Origin of the sequence: Escherichia coli DSM 30083 = JCM 1649 = ATCC 11775 (assembly GCF_003697165.2) — a bacterium.
Taxonomy (GTDB): Bacteria; Pseudomonadota; Gammaproteobacteria; order Enterobacterales; family Enterobacteriaceae; genus Escherichia; species Escherichia coli.
The window spans coordinates 223,275-238,288 of record NZ_CP033092.2 but is presented as its reverse complement, the minus strand read 5'-3'; the positions used below and the strand labels follow the sequence as shown (position 1 = coordinate 238,288).

Genomic DNA, 15,014 nt, shown 5'->3' with positions numbered 1-15,014 from the left:
GTTAAGGAAGCGCTCAACAGGCGCTTTACATAATGTTTGTAGCATGGGGTTAAGTGTAGTGAATTTCAATGAGAAACGTTACGCTTTCGCGGCGGCGGCCTCTTTTCGGTATACTGTCCTGATAGGCTTTTGTGCGCCCCGAATACGGGCCGATTTTTACTTACCGGAACACCTTTACCCATGCTCAGTTATCGCCACAGCTTTCACGCTGGCAACCACGCCGACGTCCTTAAACATACCGTTCAGAGCCTGATCATTGAGTCGCTGAAAGAGAAAGATAAACCGTTTCTCTATCTCGACACCCACGCAGGGGCCGGGCGTTATCAGTTAGGCAGCGAACATGCCGAGCGTACCGGCGAATATCTCGAAGGCATCGCCCGTATCTGGCAGCAGGACGATTTGCCTGCGGAGCTGGAGGCGTACATCAATGTGGTAAAACACTTCAACCGTAGCGGGCAGTTGCGTTATTACCCCGGTTCGCCGTTGATTGCTCGCCAGCTACTGCGTGAACAGGACAGCCTGCAACTGACCGAACTGCACCCGAGCGATTACCCGTTGCTGCGTTCTGAATTTCAGAAAGACAGCCGTGCGCGCGTCGAAAAAGCCGACGGTTTCCAGCAGCTTAAGGCCAAGCTGCCGCCGGTTTCCCGCCGTGGTTTAATCCTTATCGACCCGCCGTATGAAATGAAAACCGACTATCAGGCGGTGGTCAGCGGGATAGCAGAAGGTTACAAACGTTTCGCCACTGGCACTTACGCATTGTGGTATCCAGTGGTGCTGCGCCAGCAAATTAAGCGCATGATCCACGACCTGGAAGCGACCGGCATTCGCAAAATTCTGCAAATTGAACTGGCGGTGCTGCCAGACAGCGATCGCCGTGGCATGACCGCTTCCGGCATGATTGTGATTAACCCGCCGTGGAAGCTGGAACAGCAGATGAATAACGTGCTGCCGTGGCTGCACAGCAAACTGGTTCCGGCAGGCACCGGGCACGCCACCGTAAGCTGGATCGTGCCAGAGTAATTGCAGCCATTGCTGGCACCTATTACGTCTCGCGCTACAATCGCGGTAATCAACGATAAGGACAATATGTCATGACTAAACACTATGATTACATCGCCATCGGCGGCGGCAGCGGCGGTATCGCCTCCATCAACCGCGCGGCTATGTACGGCCAGAAATGCGCACTGATTGAAGCCAAAGAGCTGGGCGGCACCTGCGTAAATGTTGGCTGTGTGCCGAAAAAAGTGATGTGGCACGCGGCGCAAATCCGTGAAGCGATCCATATGTACGGCCCGGATTATGGTTTTGATACCACTATCAATAAATTCAACTGGGAAACGTTGATCGCCAGCCGTACCGCCTATATCGACCGTATTCATACTTCCTATGAGAACGTGCTCGGTAAAAATAACGTTGATGTAATCAAAGGCTTTGCCCGCTTCGTTGATGCCAAAACCATTGAAGTCAACGGCGAAACCATCACGGCCGATCATATTCTGATCGCCACCGGTGGTCGTCCGAGCCACCCGGATATTCCGGGCGTGGAATACGGTATTGATTCTGATGGCTTCTTCGCCCTTCCGGCTTTGCCAGAGCGCGTAGCGGTTGTTGGCGCGGGTTACATCGCCGTTGAACTGGCGGGCGTGATTAACGGCCTCGGTGCGAAGACGCATCTGTTTGTGCGTAAACATGCGCCGCTGCGCAGCTTCGACCCGATGCTCTCTGAAACGCTGGTTGAAGTGATGAACGCCGAAGGCCCGCAGTTGCACACCAACGCCATCCCGAAAGCGGTAGTGAAAAATGCCGATGGTAGCCTGACGCTGGAGCTGGAAGATGGTCGCAGTGAAACGGTGGATTGCCTGATTTGGGCGATTGGTCGCGAGCCTGCCAATGACAACATCAACCTGGAAGCCGCTGGCGTTAAAACCAACGAAAAAGGCTATATCGTCGTCGATAAATATCAAAACACCAACGTTGAAGGTATTTACGCGGTGGGCGATAACACGGGTGCAGTGGAACTGACACCGGTGGCTGTTGCAGCAGGTCGCCGTCTCTCTGAACGCCTGTTTAATAACAAGCCGGATGAGCATCTGGATTACAGCAACATTCCGACCGTGGTCTTCAGCCATCCGCCGATTGGTACTGTTGGTTTAACGGAGCCGCAGGCGCGCGAGCAGTACGGCGACGATCAGGTGAAAGTGTATAAATCCTCTTTCACCGCGATGTATACCGCCGTCACCACTCACCGCCAGCCGTGTCGCATGAAACTGGTATGCGTTGGACCGGAAGAGAAGATTGTCGGTATTCACGGCATTGGTTTTGGTATGGACGAAATGTTGCAGGGCTTCGCGGTGGCGCTGAAGATGGGTGCAACCAAAAAAGACTTCGACAACACGGTTGCCATTCACCCGACAGCGGCAGAAGAGTTCGTGACAATGCGTTAAATGTTAAAGGGCTAAGAGTAGTGTGCTCTTAGCCCTTAGCTACGTTTCCGCTATCAGTTCAGAAGCTGAAGCAGAAAGCGGATCAGTTCCAGCAGCGCAATTAACGCCCCAAGAACGATGATTGCTTTATCAATCACCCGTTTTCTCCATGCGATGGAGTGAGAATGCATCCGCTTACTCATCCATTGCCTGTCACGGCGCATGTCTCATTGTTAGATGACGACTATCTCACTCCGGCCAGAGCATCAGTTAACGGCACCACCCGTACTTCAGACCAGGACTTTGAAAGCGTTTATGCGCATTGCCAGAGTGAAAATGTCTCAGAGCTAACTGGATAATCATACAGTACTTGCGGGTTATAAAACCAGCATGTCCTTGCAATAGTTTCAGTATGGTATTAGCATTGATGCGTTAGATGATGGCTATCTCACTCCAGCCAGAGCCACCAACTCAGGGCTGAACAGTAAAAAAACCGACGCGAAGTCGGTTTTTTTACGTCCTGATTCAGACCTCCTTTCAAATGAATGCCCAACGCTTAATTCACACCTACACCTTTCTCTACACTTACATATTCGTTAAACCATATGTGTTTTTGACTTGTCCGCTTTGGTTTGTAACTCTGGTGGCGCTGGCGCTACACCTCTCTTTCACATCGTAATGAGATACTGATATGAGCAACATTACCATTTATCACAACCCGGCCTGCGGTACGTCACGTAATACGCTGGAGATGATCCGCAACAGCGGTACAGAACCGACCATTATCTATTATCTGGAAACACCACCGACGCGCGATGAGCTGGTAAAACTCATTGCCGATATGGGGATTACCGTACGCGCGCTGCTACGTAAAAACGTCGAGCCGTATGAGGAACTGGGCCTTGCAGAAGATAAATTTACTCACGATCAGTTAATCGACTTTATGCTTCAGCACCCGATTCTGATTAATCGCCCGATTGTGGTGACGCCGCTGGGAACTCGCCTGTGCCGCCCTTCAGAAGTCGTGCTGGAAATTCTGCCAGATGCGCAAAAAGGCGCGTTCACCAAGGAAGATGGCGAGAAAGTGGTTGATGAGGCGGGTAATCGCCTGAAATAAAGCGGCTATATTCCCCCACAGGTTGTTAGAAAAATGCGCTTTATTTATGTCGGATGCGACGCTGGCGCATTTTATCCGACCTACAAAGTTATGATAATTCGATGAATTGTATGTTATTTGTAGGCCTGACAGTCGTAGCGTATCAGGCGATTTTGCTATTTACACAGTACTCCCTGCGTGAGATTCCAATTATCGCGTCCAGCATGGTGTATCAGTGAGCTGCTTAGTTATCAGCGATACAGTGCAGCAGTTTAAAGATGTACTGGATTATGATTTATCAGTGGTTTACACAATAAATAATTTCAACATACGTTAACCTATTTTATTATTACATATCTAAAACATCACAAAAATATCACTTCACACACTATCAGAGAACATCATACCTTTTTAAAACGAGCATTTTCGATAGTTGTTAACGTTTTCTTTTGCGATATGATTATTGCCTTTTTTTGCACTCAAATATTACCAGATGGAAATAAAAGAGAAGTCAAAGGTAATTATATCAGGAAGATATGACGCATTATATTTACTGTATGTAGAAGAAAATCCATTCCTGTTCTAATTATCCAATTTAAAAATCTTAGCATAAAACAAATGATGAATAAGGAATGTTATGTCAATTGACTTTACCCCAGGTGTAATAAATACATATAACGGTGATATTTATAACTGCACAACAAATACCGATAATGTTAAAACGCCAGACACACCGAAGTGGCCTTGTGATAACCGGGAAGAACAACACCCCATTAATGCCCCATTCTCTGGAGAATGGATACACCTCTGAACAATTTGATTTAGCGCAACAACGCCAACAAATTAATGCGTGCCATACGAACACCACATATACAAATGCAGACTACTCAAAGTTGAGGCTCAACTTGTAAGTCTTATTAATAACATTGAAACGATAAGCTCGACACCACTTCCGCAAAAGACACAATCAATACTTAATCAGATAAATAATATTAGACACGAAAAGATTAAAAACCTCTGAATATAGATTATGGAACAATGGATACTCATGCCACGCCCAAAAATTAACTGAGCTCAACTAAACAGAAGAGATATAAACATCAGACAGGTTTACGTTACTATCAGGCATATCGCCTCAGAATCAGATGAAAACTATAAAGAAATATCTATTATGGTTTTAATATTTGTTGATAAGGATAGTAACATGAACATGACAAAAGGTGCACTCATCCTCAGCCTTTCATTTTTGCTTGCCGCATGTAGTTCAATTCCGCAAAATATCAAAGGCAATAACCAACCTGATATTCAAAAAAGTTTTGTTGCTGTTCATAACCAGCCGGGGTTATATGTTGGTCAACAAGCGCGCTTTGGCGGGAAGGTTATCAACGTTATCAATGGCAAAACGGATACGTTGTTAGAAATCGCTGTATTACCGTTGGATAGCTATGCGAAGCCTGATATTGAAGCCAACTATCAGGGCCGACTGCTCGCCAGACAAAGCGGCTTCCTTGATCCAGTGAACTATCGTAATCACTTTGTTACCATCCTCGGTACCATTCAGGGTGAACAACCTGGCTTTATCAATAAAGTCCCGTATAACTTCCTGGAAGTGAATATGCAGGGCATCCAGGTGTGGCATTTGAGAGAAGTGGTTAATACCACCTATAACTTGTGGGATTACGGCTATGGTGCATTCTGGCCGGAACCGGGCTGGGGGGCTCCTTACTACACCAATGCGGTGAGTCAGGTAACACCTGAGCTGGTCAAATAACACCACCGAAAGATGCAGATGCTTTCTCAGTATCTGCATCATGCATTACATCAAATTAATACACAGTAAGCTAACTATTATTATAAGCCCTGTCCTGTTAATTACCTTTGGCAAACTTATTATAAAGTTAATGTCCGTACCAGGAGTCGGTTATGTTTCTTATAATTACCAGGGATACGATGTTTTTCACCGCGATGAAAAACATTCTGAGTAAAGGTAATGTCGTTCATATACAGAACGAAGAAGAGATCGACGTAATGTTGCATCAGAATGCCTTCGTCATTATTGATACATTAATGAATAATGTATTTCATTCTAATTTTCTCACTCAAATTGAACGATTAAAACCTGTCCATGTAATTATTTTCTCCCCCTTTAATATTAAACGCTGCCTGGGGAAAGTACCGGTGACCTTTGTTCCGCGAACTATCGCCATCATCGACTTTGTCGCACTCATCAATGGCAGTTACTGCTCTGTGCCTGAAGCGGATGTGTCCCTCTCGCGCAAGCAGCATCAGGTTCTGAGCTGCATTGCGAATCAAATGACAACGGAAGATATTCTGGAGAAACTGAAAATATCGCTAAAAACGTTCTACTGCCATAAACACAATATCATGATGATCCTCAATCTTAAGCGGATCAATGAGCTGGTACGCCATCAGCATATTAATTATCTGGTGTGAACGATTGAACAATATAAAGAGGCCCAGCAACAGCCAGACCTCCCGTTAATTATACGTTATGCAGTAACGCCTTCCGGTATCAACGAAGCAATTTGCTTACGCCATTGCGCTTGCTCCTGTTCACCTTCTGTACGTTGACCATAAAGTTGCGCTATCTGCGTACCATCATGGGCAAACAATTCCAGACTGGTTACGTGACCATCGCTGGTCGGTTTACGGGTAACCCAGGCTTCAGCAATACTCTCTTCTAATAGATGAAGGGTAAACGTCGGGTTGAAAATATTCAGCCAACCTTTCATTGGCACCACTTTTTCTACCACACCGGTGAAAATCTGTACGCAGCCACGGTTGCCAACAAACACCATGATTTCATTGCCATCCTGCTGTGCAGATTCAAGAATTTGCGCCAACGCACTGTTGGATACTTTGCAGGCCAAATCGTCTGCCACCAGATTGAACGCCTGTTGGCGCGTCAGGTTGTGGCGCTTGAGCAACGTAAAAAACTGATGAACGTCGGTCATCGCCCGCCACTCTTGCTCGACCACACTGGCATCGGCTCGCGTTTGAACAACTGGCGCATCAACGGCTTTTAACTCAAGCGGCGTATTCTCATCGGTGATAAACCGTGCCAGAAGCTCACTCCATGCCGCCATATCGGTATTGTCGGTGGCATAAACTTTTAGTAATGCATCGCCCTGATGATCAAAGAACTGAATACTCTGGCGTTCGCCACGAGCCGTGTTTTCTTTGATGTGGAAAACACTGGCCCATTGATTGAGAAACAGACGTAAATCCAGCGCGCGCGGATTGAGGATCAATCCGGCATGTCCGTTCAAATGCTGGTTTGTGAACGAGCCAACTTGCTCATGGACTGCATATTCATTACGACAAATACATTTGGTTTCACCAACGCTTTCCAGCGCCGCCAGAATTTCACGAATATCGCCGCGCATCCGCCACGCGTCGTGCGTGACGCGTGCAAATGCCAGTTCTGCTTCGCTGATATTCATTAAACCTGCGATGTCACGCGCGTACTTTCCGGGATTTTGTTCTTTTAACTCAAGCCAGCGTGTGTAGTGGTTCATTGTCTCTCTTCCTTCCAGATAAATGCCCCGAAATATCGGGGCAGATGATTACCATTGATAACTCACGAAAATTTTTCCGTTACGACCATCCTGTGGGATGCCTTGCGGCGACCAGTACTCTTTATCGAAGGCGTTGCCCAATACCAGAGTAGTGGTCACGCCTTTGAGCGCCTGTTGTCCTTGATAACTGACGTAGAAATCATTCACACCATAGCCAGGTTGTTTGCTGTAGCTGCTGCTGATATGTGTTGAGCGATCGGCAAACGTACCGACCCAACCAACAGAGAAGCCACTGTGAGCGATCGGAATATTCAGGGTACTGGTAACGGTATCCGGGTTAATGCTGGAGATATATTCCCCGGTATCGGTGTCTTTGCCGCGGGTACGGTTATAGGCCACATCAAGGCTAAACAGATCAGTGGTATATTTCGTCATCACATCCCAGCCCCAGATTTTGGCGTTCGGGACGTTATACGACATAGTTGTCGCCGCCGCGAAATCGACGGTCGTGGAGATATAATCTTTCGCTTTGGTATCAAAGTAGCTGGCTTTAAATTCCAGAGCATCATTGGACAACATCAGGTCATCAAAACGCAGCCCAAAACCGTACTCCTGAGTTTCGTTAGTTTCCGGACGTAAGTTCGGGTTTGGCACCCAATAGTTGGTATAGAAGCGACCAATCGAGAAGTGTTTAGAATCGTTATACATTTCGCCCATCGTCGGGGCGCGGAATGCCTGAGCATATGAGCCAAATAACATCAGCCAGTTGGTCGGGTTGATAGTCATCCCCGCACGAGATGACCATTTGTCGGCATCAACATCTTTGTAGCCGTCGCTGCTACCGCGATAACTGTCATAGCGGGTTCCGCCAAGCAGGGTAATCGGCAGATCGCGTAAGGTGATCTCATCTTGTAGCCAGCCAGAGCTAAAATCGATTTTTGCTTGCGGGAAGCCCGTCGTCGCGCCACCCGGATGTTGTTCCTGACGATAATACTCACCGCCATATGTCAGTAAGTGAGAAGCGAAACTGTCGGCAAATAGAGTGGAACGGTTCTCCAGCCTGGCTCCTTTTGTTATCTGTTCACGATACTCGCCGGAACTCCCCGTGTTTTGCGCATTAATACGGACTTCCGACCAGTATATTTTTGCATCTGCATTTAACCAGTCGTTACCCTGCGGGGCGAGTTTATAAGAAAGCTGCGCATCGCGTTGAATTGTTGAACGATCGACCATCGGGTTGCTGCTATCAGAAGCTTCAACGGTCTGCGGATTTTTTGGTTCACGCGCGTCGTTGTTGTAGTAACGCACTAAACCGCTCAGAGACTGGGCTGAATCAATTTGCCAGGTCCCTTTCGCCAGCATGTTATTAATGGATTCGTCATTCGGCGCGGTTTCACCATTGCTCTGGCGTAAATCACCCCGATCGCGACTGGACCAGGCCACAATACCATCCAGATTTTCAGTTCGCCCAAACGCGCTCGCGCCTAATCCCAGGCTATGGTCCCCCGTGCCGCCAGTACCAAAGACACGAAAACCACTACTTTGTCCTTCCTGCAATAAATCTTTTGCATCGACCGTATCGTAGGAGATCACTCCACCCAGCGCGCCACTGCCATACAGTAATGCTGAAGGTCCGCGAACAATCTCAACACGCTTGATCAGCGCCGGATCGAGAAAAGTGCCATTCAGGTGTCCGGTATCCGTTCCCTGGCGAACACCATCGACAAGAACCAGCACGCCGCGATGATCATAGCCACGCATATTTACATCCTGACCGTTGGTTCGTCCGGTACCATCAAGAGTAATTCCAGGAACATGACGCAGCAAATCAGTGGCTGAAGTAGCAGTTTGATTTTCAGGAGCGGAAGTGTCGATAACGCTGACCATCATAGGCGCTTCGAAGGAACTACGTGCATTCCCCGTTGCCGTAACGGTCATGGTTTCAGTAGCAAAAGCAAACGTTGGCAAGGTGGCAGAAACAGCCAAAGCCAACAAACTCAAACGCAACGAGGTAAATTGCGGACGTGACATAGCGATTCTCCATGAGGAAAATAAAAAATGCTGGCTGCCTGGGTTAATACCGGGGTGGCTGGCGAAAAATAAATTTATTTACAATTCAAATAATTAGATATCACCACGGGAAGCTATTAGCGTATATATCCCGTAAAATTGCCGAATATTTCTGATAATTCAGCAAAAGCACGCCCTCTTTGTCAGGCAAAGTAGTACGCCACGTCTGAAGTGAAGAGTGCTGTGCGTTTTCCCTTACAAAAGATATGATTTTGTTATCCATGATGTCATATTTTGTTAAACTCAAACGTGATAATGAGAATTATTATCGATCAATTTTTTATGATCAAGCTTTTTTTAACCGCCATTAACACAATAAACAGGGGGTTATGAAATCTATCCAGCATCCAGAAAACCATCCTGTGTTTATGGCTATCCCCCCACAACCTCATCACAAAACGTTGTCGTTAACAGTGATAATTTTCTCTTCTCTTTGCTCTGCAAGCCGCGATATCTCCGGGTTCTCAGCTTTTTCCCGCGCTGAAATTTAATCGGTAACAAGAACATTAGCTGACGAAGCATCTTGATAAAAATCAAAAATAAATACGCTTGTAACGCCGTGCGTATTGAATCGACGGTTGTATTTCATATATAACTCAAATGATAATCATGATCATTCTCAATTTGATAAGAGTTCTCACATTATGCCAAGGATCATCACCAGGCCGTTTCTTTTTTCCCCACTAACGTTATGTATTTCAGCCGTGGCCTCTGCCGCGAAGACCATGGTAAAACGAAAAAAATTGTTTACGGCATTACTGGCTCTTAGCTGGACTTTTAGCGTAACGGCTGCCGAACGTATCGTGGTCGCAGGAGGATCGCTGACGGAGCTAATCTACGCGATGGGCGCTGGCAAACGCGTGGTTGGTGTCGATGAAACGACATCTTATCCACCAGAAACCGCCAAACTGCCGCATATTGGTTACTGGAAACAACTCAGCAGCGAAGGCATTTTGTCACTTCGCCCGGATAGCGTAATTACCTGGCAGGATGCAGGACCGCAAATTGTGCTCGACCAACTGCGGGCGCAAAAAGTCAACGTCGTCACTCTGCCGCGTGTACCAGCCACCCTTGAGCAGATGTACGCCAACATTCGCCAACTGGCAAAAACGTTACAGGTTCCTGAACAAGGCGAGGCGCTGGTGACACAGATCAACCAACGCCTGGAGCGAGTACAGCAAAACGTGGCGGCCAAAAAAGCCCCGGTTAAAGCCATGTTTATTCTCTCCGCAGGCGGAAGTGCGCCACAGGTTGCCGGTAAAGGCAGCGTCGCGGACGCCATTCTTTCGCTTGCCGGAGCAGAAAACGTCGCTACCCACCAGCAGTACAAAAGCTACAGCGCGGAATCGCTGATTGCGGCTAACCCTGAAGTGATTGTCGTCACCTCACAAATGGTCGATGGCGATATTAATCGGCTACGTTCTATTGCCGGAATTACCCACACTGCCGCATGGAAAAACCAGCGCATTATCACCGTTGATCAAAACCTGATTCTGGGAATGGGTCCGCGTATTGCTGATGTCGTTGAGTCTTTACACCAGCAGCTTTGGCCGCAATAAATGGATTTAAATCAGACGAATGAACACAAATAACACCCTGGATCTCACGCCACATTTTGCTTTAGACGGTGATCAGCCCTTTAAAGACAGGCGCGCCATGATGCCGTTTCGTGGGGCCATTCCGGTTGCCAAAGAGCAACTGGCACAGACCTGGCAAGAGATGATCAATCAAACGGTATCACCACGTAAGCGACTGGTTTACCTACACATTCCTTTTTGTGCGACACACTGCACGTTTTGTGGTTTTTATCAGAACCGTTTTAATGAAGATGCGTGTGCTCATTATACCGATGCCCTGATTCGTGAAATAGAAATGGAAGCAGACAGCGTATTGCATCAGTCGGCCCCCATCCACGCGGTCTATTTCGGTGGCGGTACGCCTTCCGCGCTTTCAGCACACGATTTGGCCAGAATCATCACCACATTACGAGAAAAGCTGCCACTGGCCCCTGATTGTGAAATCACTATCGAAGGCCGGGTACTGAATTTTGACGCTGAGCGAATCGATGCTTGCCTTGATGCAGGAGCAAACCGCTTCTCAATTGGTATTCAGTCGTTTAACAGCAAAATCCGCAAGAAAATGGCCCGCACCTCGGATGGCCCAACCGCTATTGCGTTTATGGAAAGCCTGGTCAAACGCGATCGTGCCGCGGTGGTCTGTGACCTGCTGTTTGGTCTGCCGGGTCAGGATGCGCAAACCTGGGGAGAAGATCTGGCTATTGCCCGCGATATCGGTCTCGACGGCGTCGATCTCTATGCGCTCAATGTCCTGCCCAATACACCGCTGGGCAAAGCCGTGGAAAATGGGCGTACTACCGTGCCCTCTCCGGCAGAACGTCGCGATCTTTACCTGCAAGGATGTGATTTTATGGACGATGCCGGTTGGCGCTGCATCAGTAACAGCCACTGGGGCCGTACCACACGCGAACGCAATCTCTATAACCTGCTGATTAAACAAGGTGCCGATTGTCTGGCCTTTGGTTCCGGAGCCGGCGGTTCGATTAATGGGTACTCCTGGATGAACGAACGCAATCTTCAGACCTGGCATGAATCCGTCGCGGCAGGCAAAAAACCGCTGATGATGATCATGCGTAACGCCGAACGTAATGCGCAATGGCGTCATACCTTGCAGTCGGGCATTGAAACGGCGCGTGTACCGCTGGACGAACTTACGCCACATGCCGAAAAACTCGCGCCGTTACTGGCCCAGTGGCACCAAAAAGGCTTAAGCCGCGATGCGTCAACGTGTCTGCGGTTGACCAATGAAGGTCGTTTCTGGGCAAGCAACATTTTGCAGTCTCTTAATGAACTGATTCAGGTACTTAATGCGCCAGCAATTGCGCTTGAAAAACCATAACAGGAGTGATTTATGAGCCATGTCTCGTTACAGGAATTTTTGAAAACGGAGCCAGACGGTACGCTGGAGGCGATCGCCGAACAATACAACACCACGCTGCTGGAGGTAGTGAAAAATCTGCCCTCTCCGACTGTTGTGTCAGGTGATAAATTCGATACTGTCTGGGATACCGTCTGCGAATGGGGCAACGTCACCACGTTAGTACATACTACCGATGTAATACTCGAATTTAGCGGCGAACTGCCTTCGGGTTTCCATCGCCACGGCTATTTCAACCTACGCGGAAAGCACGGCATGTCCGGGCATATCAAAGCAGAAAACTGCACGCATATTGCCTTGATCGAACGTAAATTTATGGGCATGGATACCGCCTCTATTCTCTTTTTCAATAAGGAAGGCAGCGCAATGCTGAAAATCTTCCTCGGTAGGGATGATCATCGTCAGCTCCTGAGCGAACAAGTCAGCGCCTTCCATGCTCTGGCAGCATCGTTAAAGGAACACGCCTGATGACACCGTGGCTACTCTTTGGCGCAGGCGGAAAAGGTGTGGGTGCCAGAACGCTTGAACTGGCGCTGGCGGAACAACGTCCGGTCGTTGCTGTCATTCGTCATGCCGATGCCGCCACGAAACTGGCGCAACAAGGCGTACAGGTTTTTACAGGCGACGCCTGTGATGCCAGCGTAGTCGCGGCTGCTTGCCGCGCAACTGGCCCGGATGCGCTTATCATCTCAACAATGGGCGGAGCTCAGGATTATCTGGCGCACAGAACAGTGATTGATGAGGCCGAGAAGGCTGGCATCAGTCGCATGATTCTGGTGACCTCTTTGGGATGCGGCGATAGCTGGCCGTTTTTATCAGAGCGGGCAAAGGCTGCGTTTGGTCAGGCGGTACGGGAAAAAACGCTGGCGGAAAGCTGGTTGCAAACCAGCCAGCTTGATTATGCCATTCTCCGCCCTGGCGGTCTGCTTGATGGTGCGGCAACGGGCAAAGCACAACGGATACAAAATCAGGAGTGTCATGGTTTTGTTAACCGTGCTGATGTCGCCGCACATATCCATGAACTGGCAAATGCGCCAGCACTTAACCAGCAGGTCTACAGTCTGATTGAACCGGACCTGAAACCGGCGTGATCCCCCGGCGCGGCATGTCCGCGCCGTAATGTCGTAACGGAGTTTTGCGTGCTCAAGGATTCACTCTCTTCCGCCAGGGTCTTTATGGGGCTATCACTATTATTGCTAGCTCTGGTGCTGTTTGGTGCCAGTCAGGGAGCGTTAAAGATCAGTTTTGATGCCCTTTTTGATGAGGAATACCGCGATATCTGGCTCAATATTCGTCTACCACGGGTTTTGCTGGCGGTGCTGGTAGGTGCAGCGTTGGCAACCGCAGGGGTAATTATGCAGGGGCTTTTTCGCAACCCAATGGCTGACCCTGGATTACTTGGCGTCAGTAGCGGTTCTGCATTAATGGTTGGCGTTGCTATTGTGCTGCCCTTCTCCTTCCCAGTGGTGCTGGTGCTCTATGAGCAAATGGTGTTTGCCATTGCCGGAAGTTTAGTGGTCTGCACCATCATTTTTCTCATCACGCAGCGCCATCGCGATGGCAGCATGATGCAATTATTACTCGCCGGTATCGCCATCAATGCCCTGTGCGGCGCAGCGATCGGCATCCTGAGCTATATCGGCGATGAGCAGCAGCTACGACAACTCACATTGTGGATGATGGGCAATCTTGGACAGGCGCAATGGCCGACGTTATTGGTTGCCAGTTCATTCATCCTACCGGCCATTATCGCAACAACTTGTCTCGCCGGAACGCTGAATTTACTGCAGCTCGGTGATGAAGAAGCCCACTACCTCGGCGTGAACGTGAAGCGTAAACGCCAGCAATTACTGTTAGTGAGCTCACTGCTCGTTGGTGCTGCCGTATCGGTAAGCGGCATTATCGGCTTTATTGGCCTGGTGATCCCGCATCTGATTCGCATGACTACCGGGGCAAATCACCGCTGGCTAATCCCTTGTTCCGCCCTCGCCGGAGCCTGTTTATTGCTGATGGCAGACACGCTTGCCCGCACGCTGGTACAGCCAGCAGAAATGCCCGTGGGATTATTAACCAGCCTGCTTGGTGGCCCTTATTTTATGTGGTTGATTCTGCGCAACCGGAGGATCACATGATCAGCGCCCAGAATCTGGTTTATAGCCTTCAGGGGCGGCGTCTGACTGATAATGTCTCGCTGACTTTTCCCGGTGGGGAAATTGTTGCCATCCTCGGGCCTAATGGTGCGGGAAAATCTACGCTGCTTCGCCAGCTAACCGGCTATCTTCAACCTGATAGCGGCGAATGTCGGTTGTTTAATAAGCCATTAAATGAATGGTCGATTACTGAACTGGCGAAACACCGGGCCGTGATGCGTCAAAATAGCCACATGGCGTTTCCATTCAGCGTACAAGAAGTTATCCAGATGGGGCGGCATCCGCATCGTACTGGTAATCAGGATAATGAAACAGCACAAATAATGGCGTTATGTGACTGTCAGGCGTTAGCAAACCGCAACTATCGGCAATTATCCGGTGGTGAACAACAGCGCGTGCAATTAGCGCGCCTGCTGGTGCAACTCTGGGAACCTACTCCCTCACCGAAATGGTTATTTCTTGATGAACCAACTTCGGCGCTGGATATTCACCATCAGCAGCACTTGTTTCGTTTATTACGCCAGTTAGTTCACGAACGGCAGTTCAATGTTTGCTGCGTATTGCACGATCTAAATCTTGCCGCGCGTTATGCAGACCGTGTTGTATTAATGCAAAAAGGAAAGGTTATCGCAAATGGTAAGCCGCAGGACGTATTGACACAGCAGGCGCTGACAATGCTCTACGGCGCGGATATTACCGTACTTAAAGATCCTGCCAACCATTCACCACTGATCGTCCTCGATCATTAAAACCAACAGGAGTACCGCACTGGTACTCC

General features: G+C 48.8%; 14 protein-coding genes and 1 pseudogene. 12 read left to right on the top strand and 3 right to left on the bottom strand.

Annotation, left to right across the window (positions count from 1 at the left end; all coding sequences use genetic code 11):
* Window positions 1–180: 180 nt before the first annotated feature.
* Both rlmJ and gorA read left to right on the top strand, forming a co-directional pair.
* A complete protein-coding gene (gene rlmJ / locus EAS44_RS01895) occupies window positions 181–1,023 on the top strand; it encodes a 23S rRNA (adenine(2030)-N(6))-methyltransferase (protein WP_000954225.1) in 843 nt (280 codons plus the stop codon).
* A 71-nt stretch (window positions 1,024–1,094) separates the two neighbouring features.
* On the top strand, window positions 1,095–2,447 hold the full coding sequence (gorA, locus tag EAS44_RS01890; protein WP_000160799.1) for a glutathione-disulfide reductase: 1,353 nt from the start codon (window positions 1,095–1,097) through the stop codon (window positions 2,445–2,447).
* 53 nt (window positions 2,448–2,500) lie between these two features.
* On the opposite strand, the gene dinQ is transcribed toward gorA, so the two are convergent.
* Window positions 2,501–2,584, bottom strand: coding sequence for a damage-inducible type I toxin DinQ (gene dinQ / locus EAS44_RS01885; protein ID WP_001295215.1), 84 nt, complete (start codon window positions 2,582–2,584; stop codon window positions 2,501–2,503).
* Window positions 2,585–3,117: 533 nt separating this feature from the next.
* Here dinQ and arsC point away from each other — a divergent pair.
* From arsC to dctR, 4 genes and pseudogenes are all read left to right on the top strand, one after another.
* Window positions 3,118–3,543: a glutaredoxin-dependent arsenate reductase gene (gene arsC, locus EAS44_RS01880; protein ID WP_000065791.1), complete on the top strand. Its 426-nt coding sequence runs from the start codon at window positions 3,118–3,120 to the stop codon at window positions 3,541–3,543.
* A 616-nt stretch (window positions 3,544–4,159) separates the two neighbouring features.
* Window positions 4,160–4,537, top strand: a pseudogene (locus EAS44_RS01875) (hypothetical protein); the annotation flags it as partial.
* 189 nt (window positions 4,538–4,726) lie between these two features.
* Window positions 4,727–5,293 (top strand): outer membrane lipoprotein Slp, encoded by a 567-nt coding sequence (gene slp / locus EAS44_RS01870; RefSeq protein WP_001057453.1) that lies wholly within the window; start codon window positions 4,727–4,729, stop codon window positions 5,291–5,293.
* 152 nt (window positions 5,294–5,445) lie between these two features.
* Window positions 5,446–5,976 carry a helix-turn-helix transcriptional regulator gene (dctR, locus tag EAS44_RS01865; protein WP_000478618.1) on the top strand — a complete coding sequence of 177 codons (531 nt, stop codon included), beginning with the start codon at window positions 5,446–5,448 and terminating at the stop codon, window positions 5,974–5,976.
* 56 nt (window positions 5,977–6,032) lie between these two features.
* Here dctR and chuS read toward each other — a convergent pair whose 3' ends face one another.
* Both chuS and chuA read right to left on the bottom strand, forming a co-directional pair.
* Window positions 6,033–7,061 (bottom strand): hematinate-forming heme oxygenase ChuS, encoded by a 1,029-nt coding sequence (gene chuS, locus EAS44_RS01860; protein ID WP_001017200.1) that lies wholly within the window; start codon window positions 7,059–7,061, stop codon window positions 6,033–6,035.
* A 48-nt stretch (window positions 7,062–7,109) separates the two neighbouring features.
* Window positions 7,110–9,092, bottom strand: coding sequence for a TonB-dependent heme/hemoglobin receptor ChuA/ShuA (chuA, locus tag EAS44_RS01855; protein WP_000089584.1), 1,983 nt, complete (start codon window positions 9,090–9,092; stop codon window positions 7,110–7,112).
* Window positions 9,093–9,775: 683 nt separating this feature from the next.
* Between chuA and chuT the strand changes: the two genes are divergently transcribed.
* Genes chuT through EAS44_RS01820 form a run of 6 tightly spaced genes read left to right on the top strand, consistent with a single transcriptional unit; the run spans window position 9,776 to window position 14,985 of the window.
* A complete protein-coding gene (gene chuT / locus EAS44_RS01845) occupies window positions 9,776–10,690 on the top strand; it encodes a heme ABC transporter substrate-binding protein ChuT (RefSeq protein ID WP_001363063.1) in 915 nt (304 codons plus the stop codon).
* Between the two features lie 19 nt (window positions 10,691–10,709).
* A complete protein-coding gene (gene hutW / locus EAS44_RS01840; RefSeq protein WP_001095632.1) occupies window positions 10,710–12,047 on the top strand; it encodes a heme anaerobic degradation radical SAM methyltransferase ChuW/HutW in 1,338 nt (445 codons plus the stop codon).
* Between the two features lie 12 nt (window positions 12,048–12,059).
* Window positions 12,060–12,554, top strand: a complete 495-nt coding sequence (hutX, locus tag EAS44_RS01835) for a heme utilization cystosolic carrier protein HutX (RefSeq protein WP_000020034.1) — start codon at window positions 12,060–12,062, stop codon at window positions 12,552–12,554.
* Entirely contained in the window at window positions 12,554–13,177 is a 624-nt protein-coding gene (chuY, locus tag EAS44_RS01830) for an anaerobilin reductase (protein WP_000189359.1), read from the top strand. The genes hutX and chuY overlap by 1 nt, the downstream gene beginning before the upstream one ends.
* 48 nt (window positions 13,178–13,225) lie before the next feature.
* Entirely contained in the window at window positions 13,226–14,218 is a 993-nt protein-coding gene (gene shuU, locus EAS44_RS01825; protein ID WP_000910402.1) for a heme ABC transporter permease ShuU/ChuU, read from the top strand.
* Window positions 14,215–14,985 carry a heme ABC transporter ATP-binding protein gene (locus tag EAS44_RS01820; RefSeq protein WP_001332154.1) on the top strand — a complete coding sequence of 257 codons (771 nt, stop codon included), beginning with the start codon at window positions 14,215–14,217 and terminating at the stop codon, window positions 14,983–14,985. Before shuU ends, EAS44_RS01820 begins: the two co-directional genes overlap by 4 nt.
* Window positions 14,986–15,014: the final 29 nt, after the last annotated feature.